Below are 17,622 nucleotides of genomic sequence, written 5' to 3'. Positions count from 1 at the left end.
TCACTACGCTGTCGGCCATGTCGGACTCCGGGAACCCGCCGCAGGACCCCTTCGCCAACCCGTACGGCGCTCCTCCGCCGCCCGGGCAGACGCCGCCGCCGTACGGCCAGCAGCCGCCGCCCTACGGCCAGCAGCCCCCGCCCTACGGCCAGCCCTACGGCCAGCCCTACGGCCAGCCCTACGGAGCCCCGACCCCGGCCTACGACTACGCCCACTGGGGCAAGCGGGTCGGCGGCTACCTGCTCGACAGCCTCTTCACACTGCTGGTCTCGGTCCCCGGCTACGGCCTGCTGTTCGGTGGCATCGCGCTCGGCACCCGCAACATGGAGACCTACACCGACCGGTACGGCGTCGACCACACGACCGGCGACTGGGACAACGCCGGCACCCCGCTGGTGATCCTGGGGGCGGTGCTGTTCCTGGTGCCGCTGGCGTTCTTCGTCTGGAACACCTGCCTGCGCCAGGGCCGCACCGGCTACAGCCTCGGCAAGGGCATCGTCGGCATCCGGATGATCGGTGAGTCGACCGGACAGCCGATCGGCGGCGGCATGTCGTTCGTGCGCTATCTCGTGCACTTCCTCGACAGCCTCGCCTGCTACCTCGGCTGGCTCTGGCCGCTCTGGGACACCAAGCGGCAGACGTTCGCCGACAAGATCCTCAGCACGGTCGTCGTCAACCAGCCGAAGCGGTAGGACCGCATGACCGCACGGGTCCGCGGCCTGCTGCTGACCGACCACGCCGTCGAGGTGCCGCTCGACCACGCGCAGCCCGACGGGCGCACGATCGAGGTGTTCGCCCGCGAGGTGGTCGCCGCCGACCGCGCGAGCGAGGACCTCCCCTGGCTGCTGTTCCTGCAGGGCGGACCGGGCGGCAAGTCGCCACGCCCGGGCGGCGGCGCCGGTGACGCGTGGGTGTGGCACGCCGCACAGACCCACCGGCTCCTGCTGCTCGACCAGCGCGGCACCGGACGCAGCACCCCGATCACCGCGCGGACGGTCGTCGGCATGTCGGATGCCGAACTGGCGGCGTACCTGCGTCACTTCCGCGCCGACGCGATCGTCGAGGACGCCGAGGTGCTGCGCCGCCGCGTCGCGGGTGGGCGGCGCTGGGAGACGCTGGGCCAGAGCTACGGCGGGTTCGTGACGATGACCTACCTCTCGCGGGCGCCCGAGGGGCTGCGCGCCTGTTACGTGACCGGCGGGCTGCCCGGCCTCACCGCGACCGCCGACGCCGTCTACGCCCGGACGTTCCCGCGGATCGCCCGCAAGAACGCGGAGTTCCGTGAGCGGCACCCCGGCGACGCCGAGCGGCTCCGGGCGATCGCCGACCACCTCGACGAGCACGACGTGCGGCTCCCGGACGGCGACCGGCTCACCGCGCGGCGGCTGCGCACGCTCGGTGGCATGTTCGGGATGAGCGACGGCTACGACCGTGTCCACTGGCTGCTCGAGGAGGCCTGGCACGGCGAGGAGCTCGCCGACGGGTTCCGGCACGCGGTGATGGGGCTGACCGGTTGGGTCGACACGCCGCTCGGTGTGCTGCAGGAGTACACCTACGGCCAGCCCGGGATGCCGCCGACCGCCTGGGCCGCGCAGCGCGCGATCGAGCAGCGGCCGGAGTTCGCCGCCGACGCCGACCCGCTGCTGCTCACCGGCGAGACGATGTTCCCCTGGATGTTCGACGAGATCGCCTCGCTGCGGCCGTTCCGGGGGGCGGCGGAGCTGCTGGCGGCGTACGACGCCTGGCCGGCGCTCTACGACCTGGACCGGCTCGCGGCCAACGAGGTGCCGGTGGCCGCGATCGTCTACTTCGACGACATGTATGTCGACGCCGAGCTCTCCCTCGACACCGCGGCCCGGGTCGGGAACGTGCGGACCTGGGTCACCAACGAGTGGGAGCACGACGGCCTGCGCGCGGACGCCGGCCGGATCCTGCCGCGGCTGCGCGAGCTCGCCCAGCGGTAGTCAGCGGTAGGTGAGCGTCTCGCCCTCGAGGTGCGGGTGCTCGTTGAAGGTCAGCAGCCGGGCGCCCGTGGAGCCGACCACGACCCGGGTCACCGAGGAGTTCACGACCACGGTGTTGAAGCGCGACCAGAGCCGGGCGCAGGTCGCGGGGTCGTCGGCGCCGGGGGCGACGAGTGCAGCGCACGCGACCGCGATCGGACCACCGGAGCTGACCACGACGACCGTCCCGCCGGGACCCGCCGCCTCACAGGCGCGGTCGAGCGCCCGGCGCACCCGGGCGACGAAGCCGGGCCAGGACTCGGGGTAGTCGGCGTCGTACGTCCCCGCCGTCCAGCGCTCGGTGGCGAGCTCGAAGACCCGCTGGAACTCGCGCCGGTCTAGCTCTCCCTCGGGATGGTCGGGGTACGCCGCCACCACGCCCAAGTGGTCGAACTCGTCCCAGCCGAGGTCGATCTCGGGCTGCTGGTCCCACCCGGCGGCGGTCCCGACGGCCTCCGCGGTCTCCCGGTGCCGGCGCATGCCGCCGCTGAACACGCGCGTCGGCACGAGCTTGCGCTCGCCGAGCCAGGCGCCCAGCCGGCGGCCCTGCTCCCAGCCGGTCTCGGAGAGCACGTCGTAGTCGTCGGCCCCGAACGACGCCTGTCCGTGACGGACCAGCAGCACCACACCCATGCCGATCAACCTAGAGGGCACGATGTCGAGATCCGCGCCCCGGCTCCGTCCCAGCATCGAATCGCCCGTCAACCCTTGGAGAGTGGACCCATGGCTCACGTACAGCGTTTCGACCACGTCGGCATCACCGTCGCCGACCTGGACACGGCGACGGCGTTCTTCGTCGGGCTCGGCCTGGAGGTCGAGGGCACCGGATCGGTGCAGGGCGAGTTCGTGGAGACCGTGTGCAACATCCCGGGCGCGCACTGCAGCATCGTGATGCTGCGCCCGCCCGGCGACGGGTGCCGGCTGGAGCTCTCGAGCTTCGTCGCGCCCGCACATCTGCCCGGCTCACCCACCGCGTTGGCCAACGAGGTCGGCATCCGCAACGTGTCCTTCGAGGTCGGCGACCTCGACGCCGCCGTGGCCGCGGTGGCCGCCGACGGGTACGGGCTCGTCGGCGGCATCGGTGAGTACGAAGGCAGCGTGCGGATGGCCTACGTGCGTGGACCGGAGGGGATCGTCGTGTCGCTGTTCGAGCACCTCGGCTGAGGGATCAGGATCGCGCGGGCAGCAGGCAGAGCTCGTTGCCCGACGGGTCGACGTAGGAGCGCCACGGCAGCGCGCCCCACAGCTCCGGGAGCTCGCGCCCACCGCGCTCGGCGATGCCGTCCGCGACCTCGTCGTCGCCCCGCTCGAGCCGGAGGTCGAGGTGCCGTCGGTTCTTGGTCGCGCCCTTGGCGCCCGCCTCGGGCACCAGCTCGAGGGTGGGGCCGAGGCCCGACGGGTGACGTAGCGCCGGGGGCGCGCCGGGCACCTCGACCCAGCCCGTGAGCCAGGACCAGAAGGCCACGTCCCGGTCCGGGTCGGCGGACTCGAGGCGGACCGCAGCGAGCCGGCTCTCGCCGCCCGCCACGACGCGGAAGGGCATGCCCTCGGGGTCGAGGAGCTCGCCGTCGCCGTCGGAGCGGCGGGCACCGAGACCGAGGAGCCGCTCGATCGCGGCCCCGCCACCCGCGACGTCCAGGTGCAGCCGCGGCGACCCGGCGGCGGGCTCGGGGACGGGCTGGAAGCACAGGTCGAGCACGGGCCCGCCGGACACGGCGAAGCGCGTCTCGTAGCCGGCCGGCTCGTCGGTCAGCTGCTCGCCGCCGACCACGGCCTCCCAGAACCGGCCGAGCTCGCGCGGCGCGTGGGCGTCGAAGACGATGTTCTCCAGGTACATGTGTCGTCACTGTAGGCGCTCGGCCGCGCACAGCAGCCGATCACTTCGCCGCTGGGCGAGCAGTCCGCCGTGGCGGGCTCACCCACCGCACGACCGATCCGGTCCCGCACCTGGTCGCTGCCACTCGGGGTCATGCGTGCGCCACCGTCCCATGGTGCGGGCAGGGAGGCGGCCCTCAGCCGACCGAGGTCGCGGACGGCGCGTCCCAGCCGGACGCGAACCACTCGACCGCACCTGTGGCGGGGTCGTAGGAGCGGCGCTTGATGATGCCGATGTTGCCGCCGTAGACGTGGATCCCGATCGTCGGCTCCTCGCCGATGGCCGTGACGGCGTGGACGTCGTCGTCGGTGGTGCAACAGACGGTGACCTGCCCGCGCGTCCAGTCATTCACCCCGGCCGGCGTGAGCGGGGCGCGGACCTGGTCGTCTCGGGGCTTGAGGTAGCGGACCTCGCGCTCGACCCCCGAGACGATGCCGGCGACCCCCCAGGTCTCGTGGGAGTGGACGGGGGTGCGCTGACCGGGCGCCCAGACCACGCACGCCACCGACAGACTGTCGTCGGGGGCGACGTAGAGCGGGTACGTCACGTGGCGGTCCGCGGAGGTCCGAGTGAGCTCCGCCGGAGGGCGGTAGCCGCCGGCCAGCAGCGCCGAGAGCAGCTCGGCCACCCGCTGGGCGACCTGATGCTCGTCGTCGGACGCACGGGCCACCGACGCCACCTCGCGGATGAACGTGTCGAGGGCGCTCATCGCGCCTCACCGCGCTTGGCCGTGAAGGTCAGGTGCGTGACGCCGCTGGCGGTCGACGTCGCCTCGATATCGAAGGTCCGGTCGAGCGCCTCCAGGCCGTCCCACACCCGGACCCCCCGGCCGAGGACGATCGGCACCTGGACCAGGTGCAGGTGGTCGACCAGGCCCGCGGCGACGAAGTCACGCACGACGGTGACCCCACCGCCGATCCGCACGTCCTGCCCGTCGGCCGCCTCCCGTGCCTGCTCGAGCGCCTCGCCCGGGGTGGCGTCGAGGAAGTGGTACGTCGTGCCGCCGTCCATCTCGATGGAGGCGCGGGGGCGGTGGGTGAGCACGAAGACGGGAGTGTGGAACGGCGGGTTCGGGCCCCACCAGCCCTTCCAGTCCGGATCATCCTGCCAGCCCGGAGGGCCGAACTTCCCGGCCCCCATGATCTCGGCGCCGAACCCCTCGCCGTGGCGATGGGCGAAGGCGTGGTCGGCACCCTCAGTGCCGCCCGGATGGCCGCCCATCTCCAACCAGAAGCGGGTGCCGAACATCCACTCGTGCAGACGCTCCCGGCATGACCGAACGGCGTGTCGGCGGCCTGCCCGTCGCCGGTGCCGAACCCGTCGAGCGAGATCGCGAAGTTGTGGATCCGAACCTCCGACATGGGACCACTCCCGTCAACTCGTATTCGATAGTACGAGTTGTAACACGAGGCATCTCGTATGTCTAGATACGAGATAGCATCCGGTCATGACGAACGCACGCGGACCGGTGGCAGTGCGTGCGGACGCCCGCAGGAACATCGCCGCGATCCTCGAGGCCGCCACGACATGCCTGGCCCGTGACCCCGACGCCAGCATCAACGACATCGCCGCGGCCGCCGGAGTGGGCAGGATGACGTTGTACGGCCACTTCGGGTCCCGGGGCGCGCTGGTCTCGGCCGTCGCCGGTCGGGCGATTGCGAGCTCGGAGGAAGAGCTCGCCTCCGTCGACCTGACCGGCGACCCGGTGGACGTGCTGACCCGGTTGCTGACGGCCTCGTGGACTCTCACGCACCGGTTCGGGGCGCTCGTCGTCGCCGCCGAGTCGTCACTGCCGCCCGACACCCTGCACGACGCCCACCAGGCGCCCATCAAGCGCGTGCGCGCGATCCTGCGCCGCGGTCGTCGCGAGGGGTGCTTCCGGACCGACCTCCCCCTCGAGTGGGAGGTTACGACGATCCAGAGCATCCTCCACGGCGCCTCGACCGCGGTCCACCGGGGAGAGATCTCCGCGAGCCTCGCGCCGGCCCTGGTCGTGAAGACCGTCCTCGGGGCGCTGGCGCCGTGAGCCACCGGATCTTCACCACCAGCGTCGCGTCGGTGTACCCCCACTACGTCGCGAAGGTCGAGAAGAAGGGGCGCACGGTCGAGGAGCTCGACGAGGTGATCCGCTGGCTGACGGGCTACGACGAGGCCACCCTCCAGCAGCACCTGGACGAGAAGACGACGTTCGAGGAGTTCTTCGCCCAGGCCGACCTGAACCCGCACGCCTCCCTGATCACCGGGCCGGTGTGCGGGGTGCGGGTGGAGGAGGTCGAGGACCCGCTGATGCGGCAGATCCGCTACCTCGACAAGCTCGTCGACGAGCTCGCCAAGGGCCGCCCGATGAGCAAGGTCCTGCGCGCGCCGCAATAGTCGGAGTCAGTGGGTGACCACCCGCAGGTGGCTCGACGAGCACCCCGACGACGAGCTCGCGGCCCAGCTGCACGCCGAGACGGACACCGTCGCCGTTCGAGCACGTGGCCTGCCAGTGCACCTACCTCGGCTGGGGCGTCGTCGTGCTGATGCGGCGCTGAGCGGAGCGCCCGGCCAGCGCCTCGGTCACCAGACGCACCAGCCGCGCGGCCTGCGGCGAGTCCGCGAGCCGGTCGACCGGGACCGGCAGCGGGATCCGCCAGTTGTCGCGGTCGACGGTGCCGGGGATGTTCGGGCGGCGCTCCTCGAGCACGGCGTCCTCGAGGGAGAGCTGGAGCAGCAGGCAGCCGGCGCGAGCGAGCTGGGCGTACGCCGCGGCCACGGCGTCGGCCGGGGTGGCGTCTGCCGCGAGCCCGTCGCGGGTGAGCTTCTCCAGCAGGTCGCGCCGGCCGCTCTGCACCTCCGCCTCGGGGATCCCGGTCGCGACGTGCTGCTCCACGGCGTCCGACCCGGTCCACAGCCCGGCCACGGTCGGCAGGTCGTGGGTGGTGACGGTCGCGAGCGCTCCGGCCGGCCAGTCCGCCGGATCGTCCTCCTCGAACCACAGCACCTTGTACGAGAGGATGCCGCGCTCCGCGAGCGCCTCGGGCACGCCCGGCTCGACGGTGCCGAGGTCCTCGCCGACCACGACGGCCCGGGCCCGGTGGGACTCGAGCGCGACGATGTCGAGCAGGTCGTCGCTGGGGTAGCGGACGTACGCGCCGTCGGTGGCGCCCGCGCCCTCCGGGATCCACCACAGCCGGAACAGCCCCATCACGTGGTCGATCCGCAGCCCACCGGCACCGGCGATCGTGCCGCGCACCGACTGGATGAACGGCTCGTACTCCGCCTCCCGGAGCCGCCACGGCACCAGCGGCGGCGAGCCCCACGACTGGCCGAGGCTGTTGAGCGCGTCCGGCGGGGCACCGACCGCGACACCCTGCGCGAGCACGTCCTGCCACGCCCACGAGTCCGCGCCCCCGCCGGACACCCCGATCGGCAGGTCCTGCAGCACCGTGAGGTCGCCCGACGCCGCGCGCAGCTGCGCGTCGAGCTGCCACTGCAGCCAGGCGTGGAAGGCGATCCGCTCGTCGTGCGCCGCACGGAAGGCCGCCACCGCCGGCCCGTCCGGCCGCCGGAGCTCGTCGGGCCAGGCATGCCAGTCAGGCCCGTGCTCCTCCGCGAGCACGCACCAGGTGGCGAACTCCTCCAGCGAGGCACCCTGCGCGTCGCGCCAGGAGCTGAACGCCGGGTCGTCACCGACACGGCGGTACGCCGCCGCGAGCGCCACCCGCTTCACCGCCCAGACCCCGTCGCGGTCGATCAGCGGCTCAGCCGCCACCCGGCGTACCTCCTCGGCGTCGACGTCAGCGTCGGAGTACCCCGGAACCTCGTCGACCCGGAGGTAGAGCGGGTTGCGGAAGCGCCGGGTCGCCGGCAGGTACGGGCTGGCCTCCTGCGGCGTCGTGGGCGCGACCGCGTGCAGCGGGTTGACCAGCAGGAACCCGCCACCCTCGCGCTCGGTCCAGGCCCGCAGGTTCCGCAGGTCGCCCAGGTCGCCGATGCCCCAGCTGGCGGCCGAGCGGGCGGCGTACAGCTGCACCGCCCAGCCCCACGACTGCCGCTCGGGCAGCCAGCACCGGCCCGGGGAGACAATCAGCCGGCGGCCGGTGCCGTCCGGGGTGCGCAGCCGGTGGTAGCCGAGCGGGAAGTCCTCGGGCAGCCGGCCCTCGACGACGTGCTCCGAGCCGTCCTCGCAGGTCACCTCCACCCGGCCGAGGCCGAGCTCACGGCCCGGACGGGTGACGATCGGGGCGCGCTGCTCCAGGTCGTCCGGCGGAGTGTCGATCACCGCGCGAAGGCTCTCGACGGTCTCGGACGCGACGGTCTGCGGCAGGTCGTCGGAGTCGATCCAGTCGCGCTGGATGCCCCACGCGTCCACGCTCCTCGTCTGTGCTGGCATGTCCCCCACGGTGCCCGACCGCGGCGCCGGGCATCCGTGGGGGGTCCCACATCGCGGCGGACCGAGGCGCTCGCCCGGCCGGCACGGGGTTGCCACATCCGCCACAGCCGCACCACCTGGCGGCCGGAACCCGCACGACACGCCGAGGCTGCCCGGCGTGTCGTGCGGGTTCCGGCTGCCCGCCGCCGAACCCCCCAACTCGCGCGCCCGGGTCGCTGGCCGCTACCAGTGACCCGGGAGTGGGCCGCCGTACCAGTGCTCGACGAGTGACCGGCTGATCGAGACCCCGCTGGGGAGCGCGATCGTGCCCGCCTCGGAGAGCTCCCTCATCTCCGCACGCGTGAACCACCGGGCGTCCTCGATCTCGCGCTCGTCGACCTGGATCTCGGTGGTCAGCGCGCGCCCGATGAAGCCGATCATCAGGCTCGCGGGCAGCGGCCACGGCTGGTTGCCGAAGTACTCCACCTCGCCGACGACGATCCCGACCTCCTCGAGCACCTCCCGGCGTACGGCGTCCTCGAGGGTCTCTCCCGGCTCGCAGAACCCGGCCAGGGTCGAGTAGCGCCCGGCCGGCCAGACCGCCTGCCGGCCGAGCAGGCAGCGCTCGTCCTCGGCGCCGGGCTCGCCGATGGTGACGACCATGATCACGGCCGGGTCGGTGCGCGGGAACTGCGTGTGCCCGTTCGGGCAGACCAGCTCGTGCCCCGCGGACCGGGCCGAGAGCGGCTCGCCGCAGCGGGGGCAGAACCGGGTGACGAACAGCCACTCGGCCAGGCCGAGCGCGTGCAGGACCAGGCCCGCGTCGTCGGCGAGGTACGGGAGCACTCCGCGCAGCGGCGTCCACTCCCCCGGCTCGCCCGCCTGGGAGAGCTCCGCATCGACGATCACCGCGAACCACGCCCGGCCGTCCTGCTCGCCCAGCAGCACCCGCAACCCATCGGGGGCGTCGGCGGGCGAGACCCACGCGATCTGCCCGTCGCGCGGACGGATCCGGGTGCCGGAGACGACCAGCACCCGAGACCGCGGGTCCGCCCACCTCTCCTCGAGCCACGCGTCGTCGCCGCGGTGCAGCGCGGTCCGGTCGTGGGGGTTGGCCGAGAGCCGCTCGTGCGGATACGTCACCTGCGCGAGGCTAGTCCTAGGCTTCTGCCACGTGAGTACCCACATCGGCGCCCAGCCCGGCGACATCGCTCCCCTCGTCCTCATGCCCGGCGACCCGCTGCGAGCGCGGTGGATCGCGGAGACGTTCCTCGAGGACGCGCGCTGCTACACCGAGGTGCGCGGCATGTACGGCTTCACCGGCACCTGGCAGGGCCACCGGGTCTCGGTCCAGGGCTCGGGGATGGGCCAGCCGTCGATGTCGATCTACGTCAACGAGCTGTTCGCCGAGTACGACGTGCAGTCGGTCATCCGGGTCGGCTCGTGCGGCGCGCTGGCCGAGAGGCTCGCGGTCCGCGACATCGTGATCGCCTCCGGCGCGTGCACCGACTCCTCGATGAACCGGATCCGGTTCGAGGGGCTCGACTACGCCCCGGTCGCCGACTTCGGGCTGCTCCGCGCCGCGCACGACGCCGCGGCCGCGAAGGACCTCGCCGAGGCCGTGCACGTGGGGCTGATCTTCAGCAGCGACTCGTTCTACGCCGCCCGCCCCGAGCTGGTCGCCCGGATGGCCGACTACGGCCTGCTCGCGATCGAGATGGAGGCCAGCGCGCTGTACACGCTCGCCGCCAAGCACGGGCGGCGCGCGCTGACCATCTGCACGGTCAGCGACCACATCCTCACCGGCGAGGAGACCACGTCGCAGGAGCGCGAGCAGACCTTCGGCACCATGGTCGAGATCGCGCTCGCCGCGGGCACCGCGACGGACTAATCGCCCGCGCACCGGTGTTGCACCGGGCATGGGCGACGCGGTGTTGGACTCGGTGGTGATCGGCGCGGGCCAGGCCGGGCTCTCCGCGTCGTACCACCTGCGGCGGCGCGGGCTGAGCCACGTCGTGCTCGACGCCGACGGCGCGCCGGGCGGCGCGTGGCAGCACCGCTGGGACTCGCTGAGCATGCGCGACGTGCACGGGGTCGCGGCGCTGCCCGACTCCGAGCCGCCGGCCGACGAGGCGGGCCGGGCGAACGTCGTGGTGCCGGCGTACTTCGACCGCTACGAGCGGGAGCACGGCCTGCCCGTGCTCCGGCCCATCAGGGTCGACGAGGTGACCAGCGCCGGCGACCTGCTCGTCGTCCGGGCCGGCGACCGCACCTGGACGACCCGGACCCTGGTCAACGCGACCGGCACCTGGTCGCACCCGTTCGTGCCGCGCTACCCCGGGATGGAGACGTTCCGCGGCGAGCAGCTGCACCCGGTCGCCTATCCGGGCGCCGAGCACTTCCGCGGCCGCCGGGTGGTGGTCGTGGGCGGCGGGGCGTCCGCCGTCCAGCTGCTCGGCGAGCTGGCCCCGGTCACGGACACGTTCTGGGTGACCCGACGCGAGCCGGTCTGGCGCACCGACGACTTCACCCCCGACCACGGCCGCCAGGCGGTGGCGCTGGTCGAGGAGCGGGTCCGCCGCGGCCTGGCGCCGGCCAGCGTGGTGAGCGTCACCGGGCTGGTGCTGCGCGAGCAGGAGCGCGCGGCCGAACGGCTCGGCGCGTACGTCCGGCACCCGATGTTCGTGGCGGTCGAGCCCGACGGGGTGCGGATGCCCGACGGGACCCTCGAGTCCGCGCAGGCGATCCTGTGGGCGACCGGGTTCCGGCCGGCCGTCGGCCACCTGGCGCCGCTGGCGCTGCGCTCCGAGTACGGCGGCATCCGGCTCGACGGCACCACCGCGGTCGCCGACCGGCGGGTGCAGCTGGTCGGCTACGGCCCGTCGGCGAGCACGATCGGCGCCAACCGGGCCGGCCGCGTCGCCGCCCGCGGCGTCGCCGCCTGGCTGGACCGCGAGGCTCAGAGCGAGAGCATCGCCTCGAGCGCCTGACGGTCCGCGAGCCCCTCGGGCTCGACGAGCTCGCCGGTGCGGACGTAGTAGAACCCGGCGCGCACCCGCTCGAGCGGCAGGCCGTGCAGCTCGGCCCAGGCGACCCGGTAGATCGCCAGCTGGAGCGGGTCGGCGGTCGCCGCGCGGTTGGTCTTCCAGTCGACGAGCAGGTGGGAGCCGTCCGGCTCGGCGTAGACCGCGTCGATCCGGCCGCGGACGACCTGGCCGCCGCCCGGGTGGCCGAGCACCAGCGCGAATGACGGTTCGATCGCGATCGGCACCCGGTCGCCGAACGGGCCGTCCTCGAACCGCTTCACCAGCTCGCGCAGGTCGGCGTCGTCGTCGACCTCGGCGTCCGCGCGGCCGGGCAGGTCGTCGGGGTCGAGCAGCAGCTGCTGCCCGCACCGCGCCTCGACCCAGGCGTGGAAGCGGGTGCCGAATCGCGCGGCGGACGACGGCGGCCGCGGCATCGGCCGGGCCAGGTCGCGGGCGAACTCCTCGGGGTCGTCGCGCAGCCGGGCCAGCGACGTCGCGGACAGGCTGGAGGGCAGCGGCACGGCCACGTCCGGCGAGCGCTCGCGCCGCGCCTCCTCGAGCAGCCGCCGGATCTCGTCGTCCCACTGCTGGATCCGGTCCAGCAGCAGCATGTCCTCGACCGCATCGGGCACCGCCGGGTCGGCGTCGCGCACCCGCGCCGCCGCCTCGCGGCGACGCCCGACCTCCGCGGTCTGGTGGGAGATCGGCCAGGGCAGGTCGGGGGACGCGTCGGCGAACGGGTGCGGCTCGCCCTTCATCACGGGCTCGAGCCACGCGTCGGGCTGGCCGCCCCACGTCGCCATCGCCTCGCGGGTGCGCAGGAGGTACGCCGAGGGGCCCAGCCCGCCCTTGCGCGAGGCCGTCCACCGCCAGCCGGAGACGAACAGCTGGTGCCGGGCGCGGGTCCAGGCGACGTACCCGAGCCGGAGCTCCTCCAGCGCCTCGTGCTCCTTGGCCGCCTTGGCCCGCGCGGCGATGTCCTCGGGGGTGTGGCCGGCCAGCTGCGGGAGGTCGCGCGCGTCGCCGCGCAGCGCCACCGGCATCGCGTAGGGGACGGTCAGCCAGCTGGACCGGCCGCGGTTGGTCGGGAACTTCTGCTCGGTCACGCCGACCAGGAACACCGCGTCCCACTCCAGGCCCTTGGCGCGGTGCACGGTGAGCAGCTTGACCGAGTCGGCCTCGGACGGCGTGGCCACGTCGAGGCCCTGGCCGAACTCGTCCTCGGCCTCCAGCCAGGCCAGCAGCGCGGCCAGCGTGACCTGCCCGTCGACGGCCTGGAACTCCGCGACCGCCTGCACGAACAGGTCGAGGTTGTCGCGTCGGGCCGCCGCGGCCGGGCTGACCGACGAGGCGAGCTCGACGTCGATGCCGGTGACGTCGACGATGCGGCGGACCAGGTCGAGGATCGGCTCGCCGATCGCGGTGCGCAGCCGGCGCAGCTCGTCGGCCAGCATCCGGAACCGCCCCAGCGCCTCGGCGGAGTAGCCGAGGTCGCCCGGGTCCTCGAGGGCGTCGCACAGCGACGGGATCTCGGTCGGGTCGGCGCCCTCGACCGCCGCTCGCAGCTGCGCCTCGAGGTCGGCGAACGCCGCGCCGCGACCGGTGGCCCCGGCCAGCTCGCGGGCCCGGCGGCCGAGCAGCGTGAGGTCGCGGAGCCCGATCGCCCAGCGCGGCCCGGCCAGCAGGGTCAGCAGCGCGGCGTTGGCCGTCACGTCCTGGACCAGCGTCAGCGTGGCGACCACCTCGGAGACCTCGGGCAGCCGCAGCAGGCCCTTGAGGCCGACGATCTCGACCGGGATCTCCCGCGCGCTGAGGGCGTCGAAGACCGCCGCGGCGTGGGCGTTGTCGCGGGTGAGGACGCCGATCTCCCTCCACGCCGGCTTGTCGGTGCGGGACGCGATCGCGGCATGGGTCTCGACCACCCGGTCGGCCAGCCAGGCCAGCTCGTCGACGTCGGTCTCGTGCACGATCGCGCGCACCTCGCCCGGCTCGGCGTCCGGCTTGGGCTCGAGCGGCAGCAGGTCCGGCCGCTCGGCGTACAGCTGCGCGGCCAGGTGGTTGGCGGTGGCGAGGATCCGCTCGTCGGAGCGCCGGTTGACCGTGAGCGGGTAGGTGCGGGTGGTGCCGGAGGCCGCCGGGAAGTCCTGGGCGAACTCGAGGATGTTGGAGACCGACGCGCCGCGCCAGCCGTAGATGGCCTGGTTGGGGTCGCCGACCGCGGTGACCGGGTGGCCGGCGCCGAAGAGCCGGCTGAGCATCAGCGCCTGGGCGACCGAGGTGTCCTGGTACTCGTCGAGCAGCACGATGCGGTACTTGTCCCGCTCGGCCGCGCCGACCTCGGGGCAGTCCTGCGCGAGCCGGGCGGCGAGCGCGATCTGGTCGGAGAAGTCCATCAGCCCGAGGTGGGACTTGAGCCGCCGGTAGGCCTCGACCAGGCCGAGCAGCTCGGCCCGCCGGTCGATCGCGAGGATCGCCTTCTCGTTGCGCTCGCGGTAGGTCTTGCGGTGCTCGGTGGCCATGCCGGCCTCGAAGCGCGGTCGCTCGGCGGCGTCGTACGCGCGCACCTCCTCGGGCAGCACCAGGTGCTCGCTCAGCTCGGCGTCGAGGGACAAGAGGTACTGGATGACGTGGCGCGGGGAGTCGCTGAGCTTGTCCACCGGCGCGGTGTAGCGCTGCACGGCCCGGGCGGCGAGCTGGTAGCGGCTGGCGTCGGCGATCAGCCGGGTGTCGGGCTCGTGGCCGATCCGCAGGCCGTGCTCGCTGAGCAGGCCCGAGGCGTAGGAGTGGTACGTCGCGACCGTCGGCTCCTCGACCTCGTCGTCCTCGTCCCCGGGGCCGGTCAGCGGCCGGCTGCGGTCGGGCAGCAGCCCGGCGTTGCGCAGGCTCTCGCGGATCCGCTGCTGGAGCTCGGCGGTCGCCTTGGTGGTGAACGTCAGGCCGAGCACCTGGTCGGGCCGCACCCGGCCGGTGCCGACCAGCCACACGACGCGGGCGGCCATCACCGTGGTCTTGCCGGAGCCGGCGCCGGCGATGACGACCGCGGGCTCCAGCGGCGCGGTGATCGCCGCGAACTGCTGGGCGCTGAACGTGAAGTCGGCGCCCAGCACCTCGCGCAGCTGCTCGGGGGTGTCGATGGTCCTCATGAAAGCACCGTCCCGGAGGCCTTGGCGGGGCAGACCGCCCAGAACGTGCACCGCTCGCAGTGGGCGCCCGGGCGGGCCGCGAACTCCTCGGCGCGCAGGGCGGCGGCCGCCTGAGCGAGCTGCTCCTCGACCAGCCGCGGGCCGTCGCCGGACGCGGGGGCCTGGTGCTGGACCTTGGGGAGCTCGTCGCCGAGCCGCAGCTGCACGAGCTCGGCACCGCCGGAGACCACCGGCTGCCCGACCAGCTCGTCGGCCGCGCCGTGGTCGACGGCCAGCTGGTAGAGCCCGAGCTGGGAGTGCCGCTCGACCTCGGGCCCGGTCGGGGCGTACTTGCCGGTCTTGAGGTCGACGACCACCACGCGCCCGTCCTCGTCGAGCTCGAGCCGGTCGGCGTAGCCGTGCAGCCGGACCATCTGGCCGTCGGGCAGCGTCACCTCGGCGTGCAGCCGCGGCTCGGTGGCGACGACGGTGCGGGCGCCGGGGCGGCGGTGCCACAGGAGGAACCGGAGGAGCGCCGCCTCGACCGCCGCGCGCTCGCGCGCCGACGACCAGGGCGTGCGGAACTCCATACGCCCCCAGACGTCGTCGACCAGCGCCATCAGCTCGGGCATCGGGTCGCCGGCGTCGAGCTCCCCGGACGCGACCCGCTCGGCGATCGCGTGCACGACCTTGCCGAACCCCTGGCTGGCCGAGCTGACCACCTCGCCGCCCGCCTCGCGCTGGAGGAACCACTGCGCCGGGCAGGTGAGCAGCCCCTCGAGCACGCTCGCGGAGATCGTGAGCGGCTCGCCCTCGGGCCGGACCGGGCGCTCGGACCGGGTCGGCGCGCGCAGCCCCCACCAGGTCGCGGGGTCGGCCGACGGCGCGAGCGGGCGGCCGTCGAGGTCGGTGTCGGCCAGCAGCCGCAGCCGGCGGGCGGCGGCACGGCGCAGCGGCTCGGGCTGGTCGGGGTCGGCGAGGGTGCGGCGCAGCTCGGCGACCAGGCCGTCCATCGACAGCGGCCGGCGCGGCCGGCCCACCCGGTGCTCGGCCGGGCGGCCGAGCTCGGTGAGGAACCGCGACGGCTGCTCGCCGTCGTCCTCGGGCGACTGCACGGCCGTGACGACGAGCCGCTGGCGCGCCCGGGTCGCGGCGACATAGAAGAGCCGCCGCTCCTCGGCGAGCATCGCGCCGCGGGTCAGCGGCGGCAGCAGCCCGTCGCGGCCGATCCGGTCGGCCCCGAGCAGCGAGTCGCGGCGCCGCAGGTCGGGCCAGGCGCCCTCCTGGACGTGGGCGACCACGACCAGCCGCCACTCCAGGCCCTTGGAGCGGTGGGCGGTGAGGAGCCGGACGGCGTCGCCGCGGACCCCACGGTCGGCCAGGGTGTCCGCCGGGATCTCCTGGGCGCGCAGCGTGTCGAGGAACGCGCCGATGCTGGTGTGGCCGCGCTGCTCCTCGGTGCGCGCGGCGACCTCGAACAGCGCGCAGATCGCGTCGAGGTCGCGGTGGGCCAGCCGGGCGCCGTGGCCGCCGCCCTGGGTGGACTGGCGGAGCCGGCGGCCCCAGTCGGAGCCGTCCCAGAGCGTCCAGAGCACCTCCTCGGCGGTGCCACCGTCGGCCGCCTGCCGGCGCGCCCGGTCGAGCAGCGCGGCGAGGCGGCGGGCGCGGCGGGCGGGCTCGCCATCGACGCCGTCGAGCGCGGTGGGGTCGAGCACCGCTCGGCGTACGAGCGTCCGCGGCGCGGCCTCGGGGTCACGGGCGCGCAGCGCGCGGGTGAGGGCGCGGACGTCCGTCGCGTCGAGGCCGCCGAGCGGGGAGGTCAGCAGCGCCTCGGCCCGGTCGGGGCCGACGTGGTCGTCGTGGGCGGGGTCCTCGACGTCGGCGTCGACGACGGCGGCGAGCGCCCCGAGCAGCGGCAGCACCGCGGGCTCGCGGACCAGCGGCGTCTCGTCGCTGGCCACCTCGACCGGGACGCCGGCGGCGGTCAGCGACCGGCGCAGCGCGGGGATGCTGCCCCGGCCGGAGCGGACCAGCACCGCCATCTCGGACCAGCGCAGCCCGTCCTCGAGGTGGGCGCGGCGCAGCAGGTCGGCGACGTGCTCGGTCTCGGCGCGCGCGGTGTCGAACGTGAGCACCTCGACCGACCCGGGGCCGAGGTCGTGGGCCGCCGCCTCCGGGTTGCGGAACGCGTCCCAGGCCCCGTGCGGGATCGCCCCGCTGACGCCGATCGAGGCGGCGACGGTGCGCGAGGCGCGCAGCAGCCGGGACCCGAACCGTCGGGTCGTGCCGAGGGCGACGACCGGTGCCGGCTCGCCCTCGCGGGTGCGGAACTCGGCCGGGAAGTCGAGGATGCCGCGCACGTCGGCGCCGCGGAAGCCATAGATCGACTGGTCGGGGTCGCCGACGACGGTCAGGTCGCGGCCGTCGCCCGCCAGGGCCCGCAGCAGCGCCACCTGGCTCGGGTCGGTGTCCTGGTATTCGTCGACGAAGAAGTGGCGGAACTGCGCGCGCAGCTCGTCGCGGTGGCGCTGCGCCTCGATGACGCCGCGGGCGATCAGGTCGGGGTAGTCGATCGCCGCCTGGTCGCCGAGGACGTCGAGGTACTGCGCGAGGAACAGCCCGGCCGCCTCGAACTCCGGGACGCCCTCGGCCCGGCCGAGCGCGACCAGGTCGTCGGGGTCCAGCCCGCGCTCGCGCGCCCGGGCCAGCACGGCGTGCACCTCACGGGCGAACCCGCGCGTGCCGACCGCCGCCCGGAGCGCGTCGGGCCAGCGGACCGACTCGGGGTTGTCGGTGAGCAGCTCTTGGAGCACGACGTCCTGCTCGGGCGCCGAGAGCAGCCGCAGCGGTGCGGCGTACAGCTCGGCGGGCGCGTAGCGCCGGACCAGCCCGTAGGCGAACGAGTGGAACGTCGAGCTCAGCGTCGTGGCCATCGTGCGGCCGACGCGCGCCGTCACCCGGTCGCGCAGCTGCTCGGCGGCCTTGCGCGAGAACGTCAGCGCCAGCACCTGGTCGGCCGTCGCGCCGCGCCGCTCGATGCGGTCGACGATCGCCTCGACCAGCGTGGTGGTCTTGCCGGTGCCGGGGCCGGCCAGCACCAGCAGCGGCCCGCCGGGATGGTCGACGACGCGGCGCTGGTGCTCGTCGAGCTCGGGCACGGCCGCGGCGGCGTCGGGCCGCACGAGGCGGTACGTCGTCGCGGTGGTCGTCATGTGGCCATTCGACCATCCCGCGCCGACAG

At 74.3% G+C, this 17,622-nt stretch carries 15 protein-coding genes; 7 read left to right on the top strand and 8 right to left on the bottom strand.

What is annotated here, in order from left to right:
- Window positions 1–17: 17 nt before the first annotated feature.
- Together QQZ14_RS13155 and QQZ14_RS13150 are read left to right on the top strand one after the other, a co-directional pair.
- Window positions 18–692: an RDD family protein gene (locus tag QQZ14_RS13155; RefSeq protein WP_284534777.1), complete on the top strand. Its 675-nt coding sequence runs from the start codon at window positions 18–20 to the stop codon at window positions 690–692.
- A gap of 6 nt (window positions 693–698) precedes the next feature.
- Window positions 699–1,964, top strand: coding sequence for an alpha/beta fold hydrolase (locus tag QQZ14_RS13150; protein WP_284534776.1), 1,266 nt, complete (start codon window positions 699–701; stop codon window positions 1,962–1,964).
- Here QQZ14_RS13150 and QQZ14_RS13145 read toward each other — a convergent pair whose 3' ends face one another.
- The gene (locus QQZ14_RS13145; protein ID WP_284534775.1) at window positions 1,965–2,636 is read right to left on the bottom strand and encodes a histidine phosphatase family protein; all 672 of its coding nucleotides are present in this window, start codon (window positions 2,634–2,636) and stop codon (window positions 1,965–1,967) included.
- A gap of 90 nt (window positions 2,637–2,726) precedes the next feature.
- Between QQZ14_RS13145 and QQZ14_RS13140 the strand changes: the two genes are divergently transcribed.
- On the top strand, window positions 2,727–3,167 hold the full coding sequence (locus tag QQZ14_RS13140) for a VOC family protein (RefSeq protein WP_284534774.1): 441 nt from the start codon (window positions 2,727–2,729) through the stop codon (window positions 3,165–3,167).
- Between the two features lie 4 nt (window positions 3,168–3,171).
- Here QQZ14_RS13140 and QQZ14_RS13135 read toward each other — a convergent pair whose 3' ends face one another.
- The 3 genes from QQZ14_RS13135 to QQZ14_RS13125 form a co-directional block, all read right to left on the bottom strand.
- Window positions 3,172–3,840, bottom strand: a complete 669-nt coding sequence (locus QQZ14_RS13135) for a VOC family protein (protein ID WP_284534773.1) — start codon at window positions 3,838–3,840, stop codon at window positions 3,172–3,174.
- Window positions 3,841–4,015: 175 nt separating this feature from the next.
- A complete protein-coding gene (locus QQZ14_RS13130; RefSeq protein WP_284534772.1) occupies window positions 4,016–4,588 on the bottom strand; it encodes a cysteine dioxygenase family protein in 573 nt (190 codons plus the stop codon).
- Window positions 4,585–5,127, bottom strand: coding sequence for a dihydrofolate reductase family protein (locus QQZ14_RS13125; protein WP_284534771.1), 543 nt, complete (start codon window positions 5,125–5,127; stop codon window positions 4,585–4,587). Before QQZ14_RS13125 ends, QQZ14_RS13130 begins: the two co-directional genes overlap by 4 nt.
- Window positions 5,128–5,326: 199 nt before the next feature.
- Here QQZ14_RS13125 and QQZ14_RS13120 point away from each other — a divergent pair, with 199 nt between their 5' ends.
- A complete protein-coding gene (locus QQZ14_RS13120; protein WP_284534770.1) occupies window positions 5,327–5,905 on the top strand; it encodes a TetR/AcrR family transcriptional regulator in 579 nt (192 codons plus the stop codon).
- The gene (locus tag QQZ14_RS13115) at window positions 5,902–6,252 is read left to right on the top strand and encodes a DUF2200 domain-containing protein (protein ID WP_284534769.1); all 351 of its coding nucleotides are present in this window, start codon (window positions 5,902–5,904) and stop codon (window positions 6,250–6,252) included. The genes QQZ14_RS13120 and QQZ14_RS13115 overlap by 4 nt, the downstream gene beginning before the upstream one ends.
- A gap of 121 nt (window positions 6,253–6,373) precedes the next feature.
- On the opposite strand, the gene malQ is transcribed toward QQZ14_RS13115, so the two are convergent.
- Window positions 6,374–8,254: a 4-alpha-glucanotransferase gene (gene malQ / locus QQZ14_RS13110; protein WP_284534768.1), complete on the bottom strand. Its 1,881-nt coding sequence runs from the start codon at window positions 8,252–8,254 to the stop codon at window positions 6,374–6,376.
- A gap of 222 nt (window positions 8,255–8,476) precedes the next feature.
- Window positions 8,477–9,376 carry an NAD(+) diphosphatase gene (gene nudC, locus QQZ14_RS13105; RefSeq protein ID WP_284534767.1) on the bottom strand — a complete coding sequence of 300 codons (900 nt, stop codon included), beginning with the start codon at window positions 9,374–9,376 and terminating at the stop codon, window positions 8,477–8,479.
- Between the two features lie 31 nt (window positions 9,377–9,407).
- Here nudC and deoD point away from each other — a divergent pair, with 31 nt between their 5' ends.
- Both deoD and QQZ14_RS13095 read left to right on the top strand, forming a co-directional pair.
- A complete protein-coding gene (gene deoD, locus QQZ14_RS13100) occupies window positions 9,408–10,124 on the top strand; it encodes a purine-nucleoside phosphorylase (protein ID WP_284534766.1) in 717 nt (238 codons plus the stop codon).
- 28 nt (window positions 10,125–10,152) lie between these two features.
- Window positions 10,153–11,223, top strand: a complete 1,071-nt coding sequence (locus tag QQZ14_RS13095; RefSeq protein WP_284534765.1) for an NAD(P)-binding domain-containing protein — start codon at window positions 10,153–10,155, stop codon at window positions 11,221–11,223.
- Here the strand turns inward: QQZ14_RS13095 and QQZ14_RS13090 are convergent.
- Both QQZ14_RS13090 and QQZ14_RS13085 read right to left on the bottom strand, forming a co-directional pair.
- Window positions 11,193–14,402 carry an ATP-dependent DNA helicase gene (locus QQZ14_RS13090; RefSeq protein WP_284534764.1) on the bottom strand — a complete coding sequence of 1,070 codons (3,210 nt, stop codon included), beginning with the start codon at window positions 14,400–14,402 and terminating at the stop codon, window positions 11,193–11,195. The two genes, QQZ14_RS13095 and QQZ14_RS13090, sit on opposite strands and share 31 nt — an antisense overlap.
- Window positions 14,399–17,593, bottom strand: a complete 3,195-nt coding sequence (locus tag QQZ14_RS13085; protein ID WP_284534763.1) for an ATP-dependent helicase — start codon at window positions 17,591–17,593, stop codon at window positions 14,399–14,401. Before QQZ14_RS13085 ends, QQZ14_RS13090 begins: the two co-directional genes overlap by 4 nt.
- Window positions 17,594–17,622: the final 29 nt, after the last annotated feature.

Source organism: Nocardioides sp. T2.26MG-1 (assembly GCF_950101795.1).
In the GTDB taxonomy this organism is placed as follows: Bacteria; Actinomycetota; Actinomycetes; order Propionibacteriales; family Nocardioidaceae; genus Nocardioides.
The sequence above is the reverse complement of the archived record's forward strand: the minus strand, read 5'-3'. Positions and strand labels throughout refer to the sequence as shown.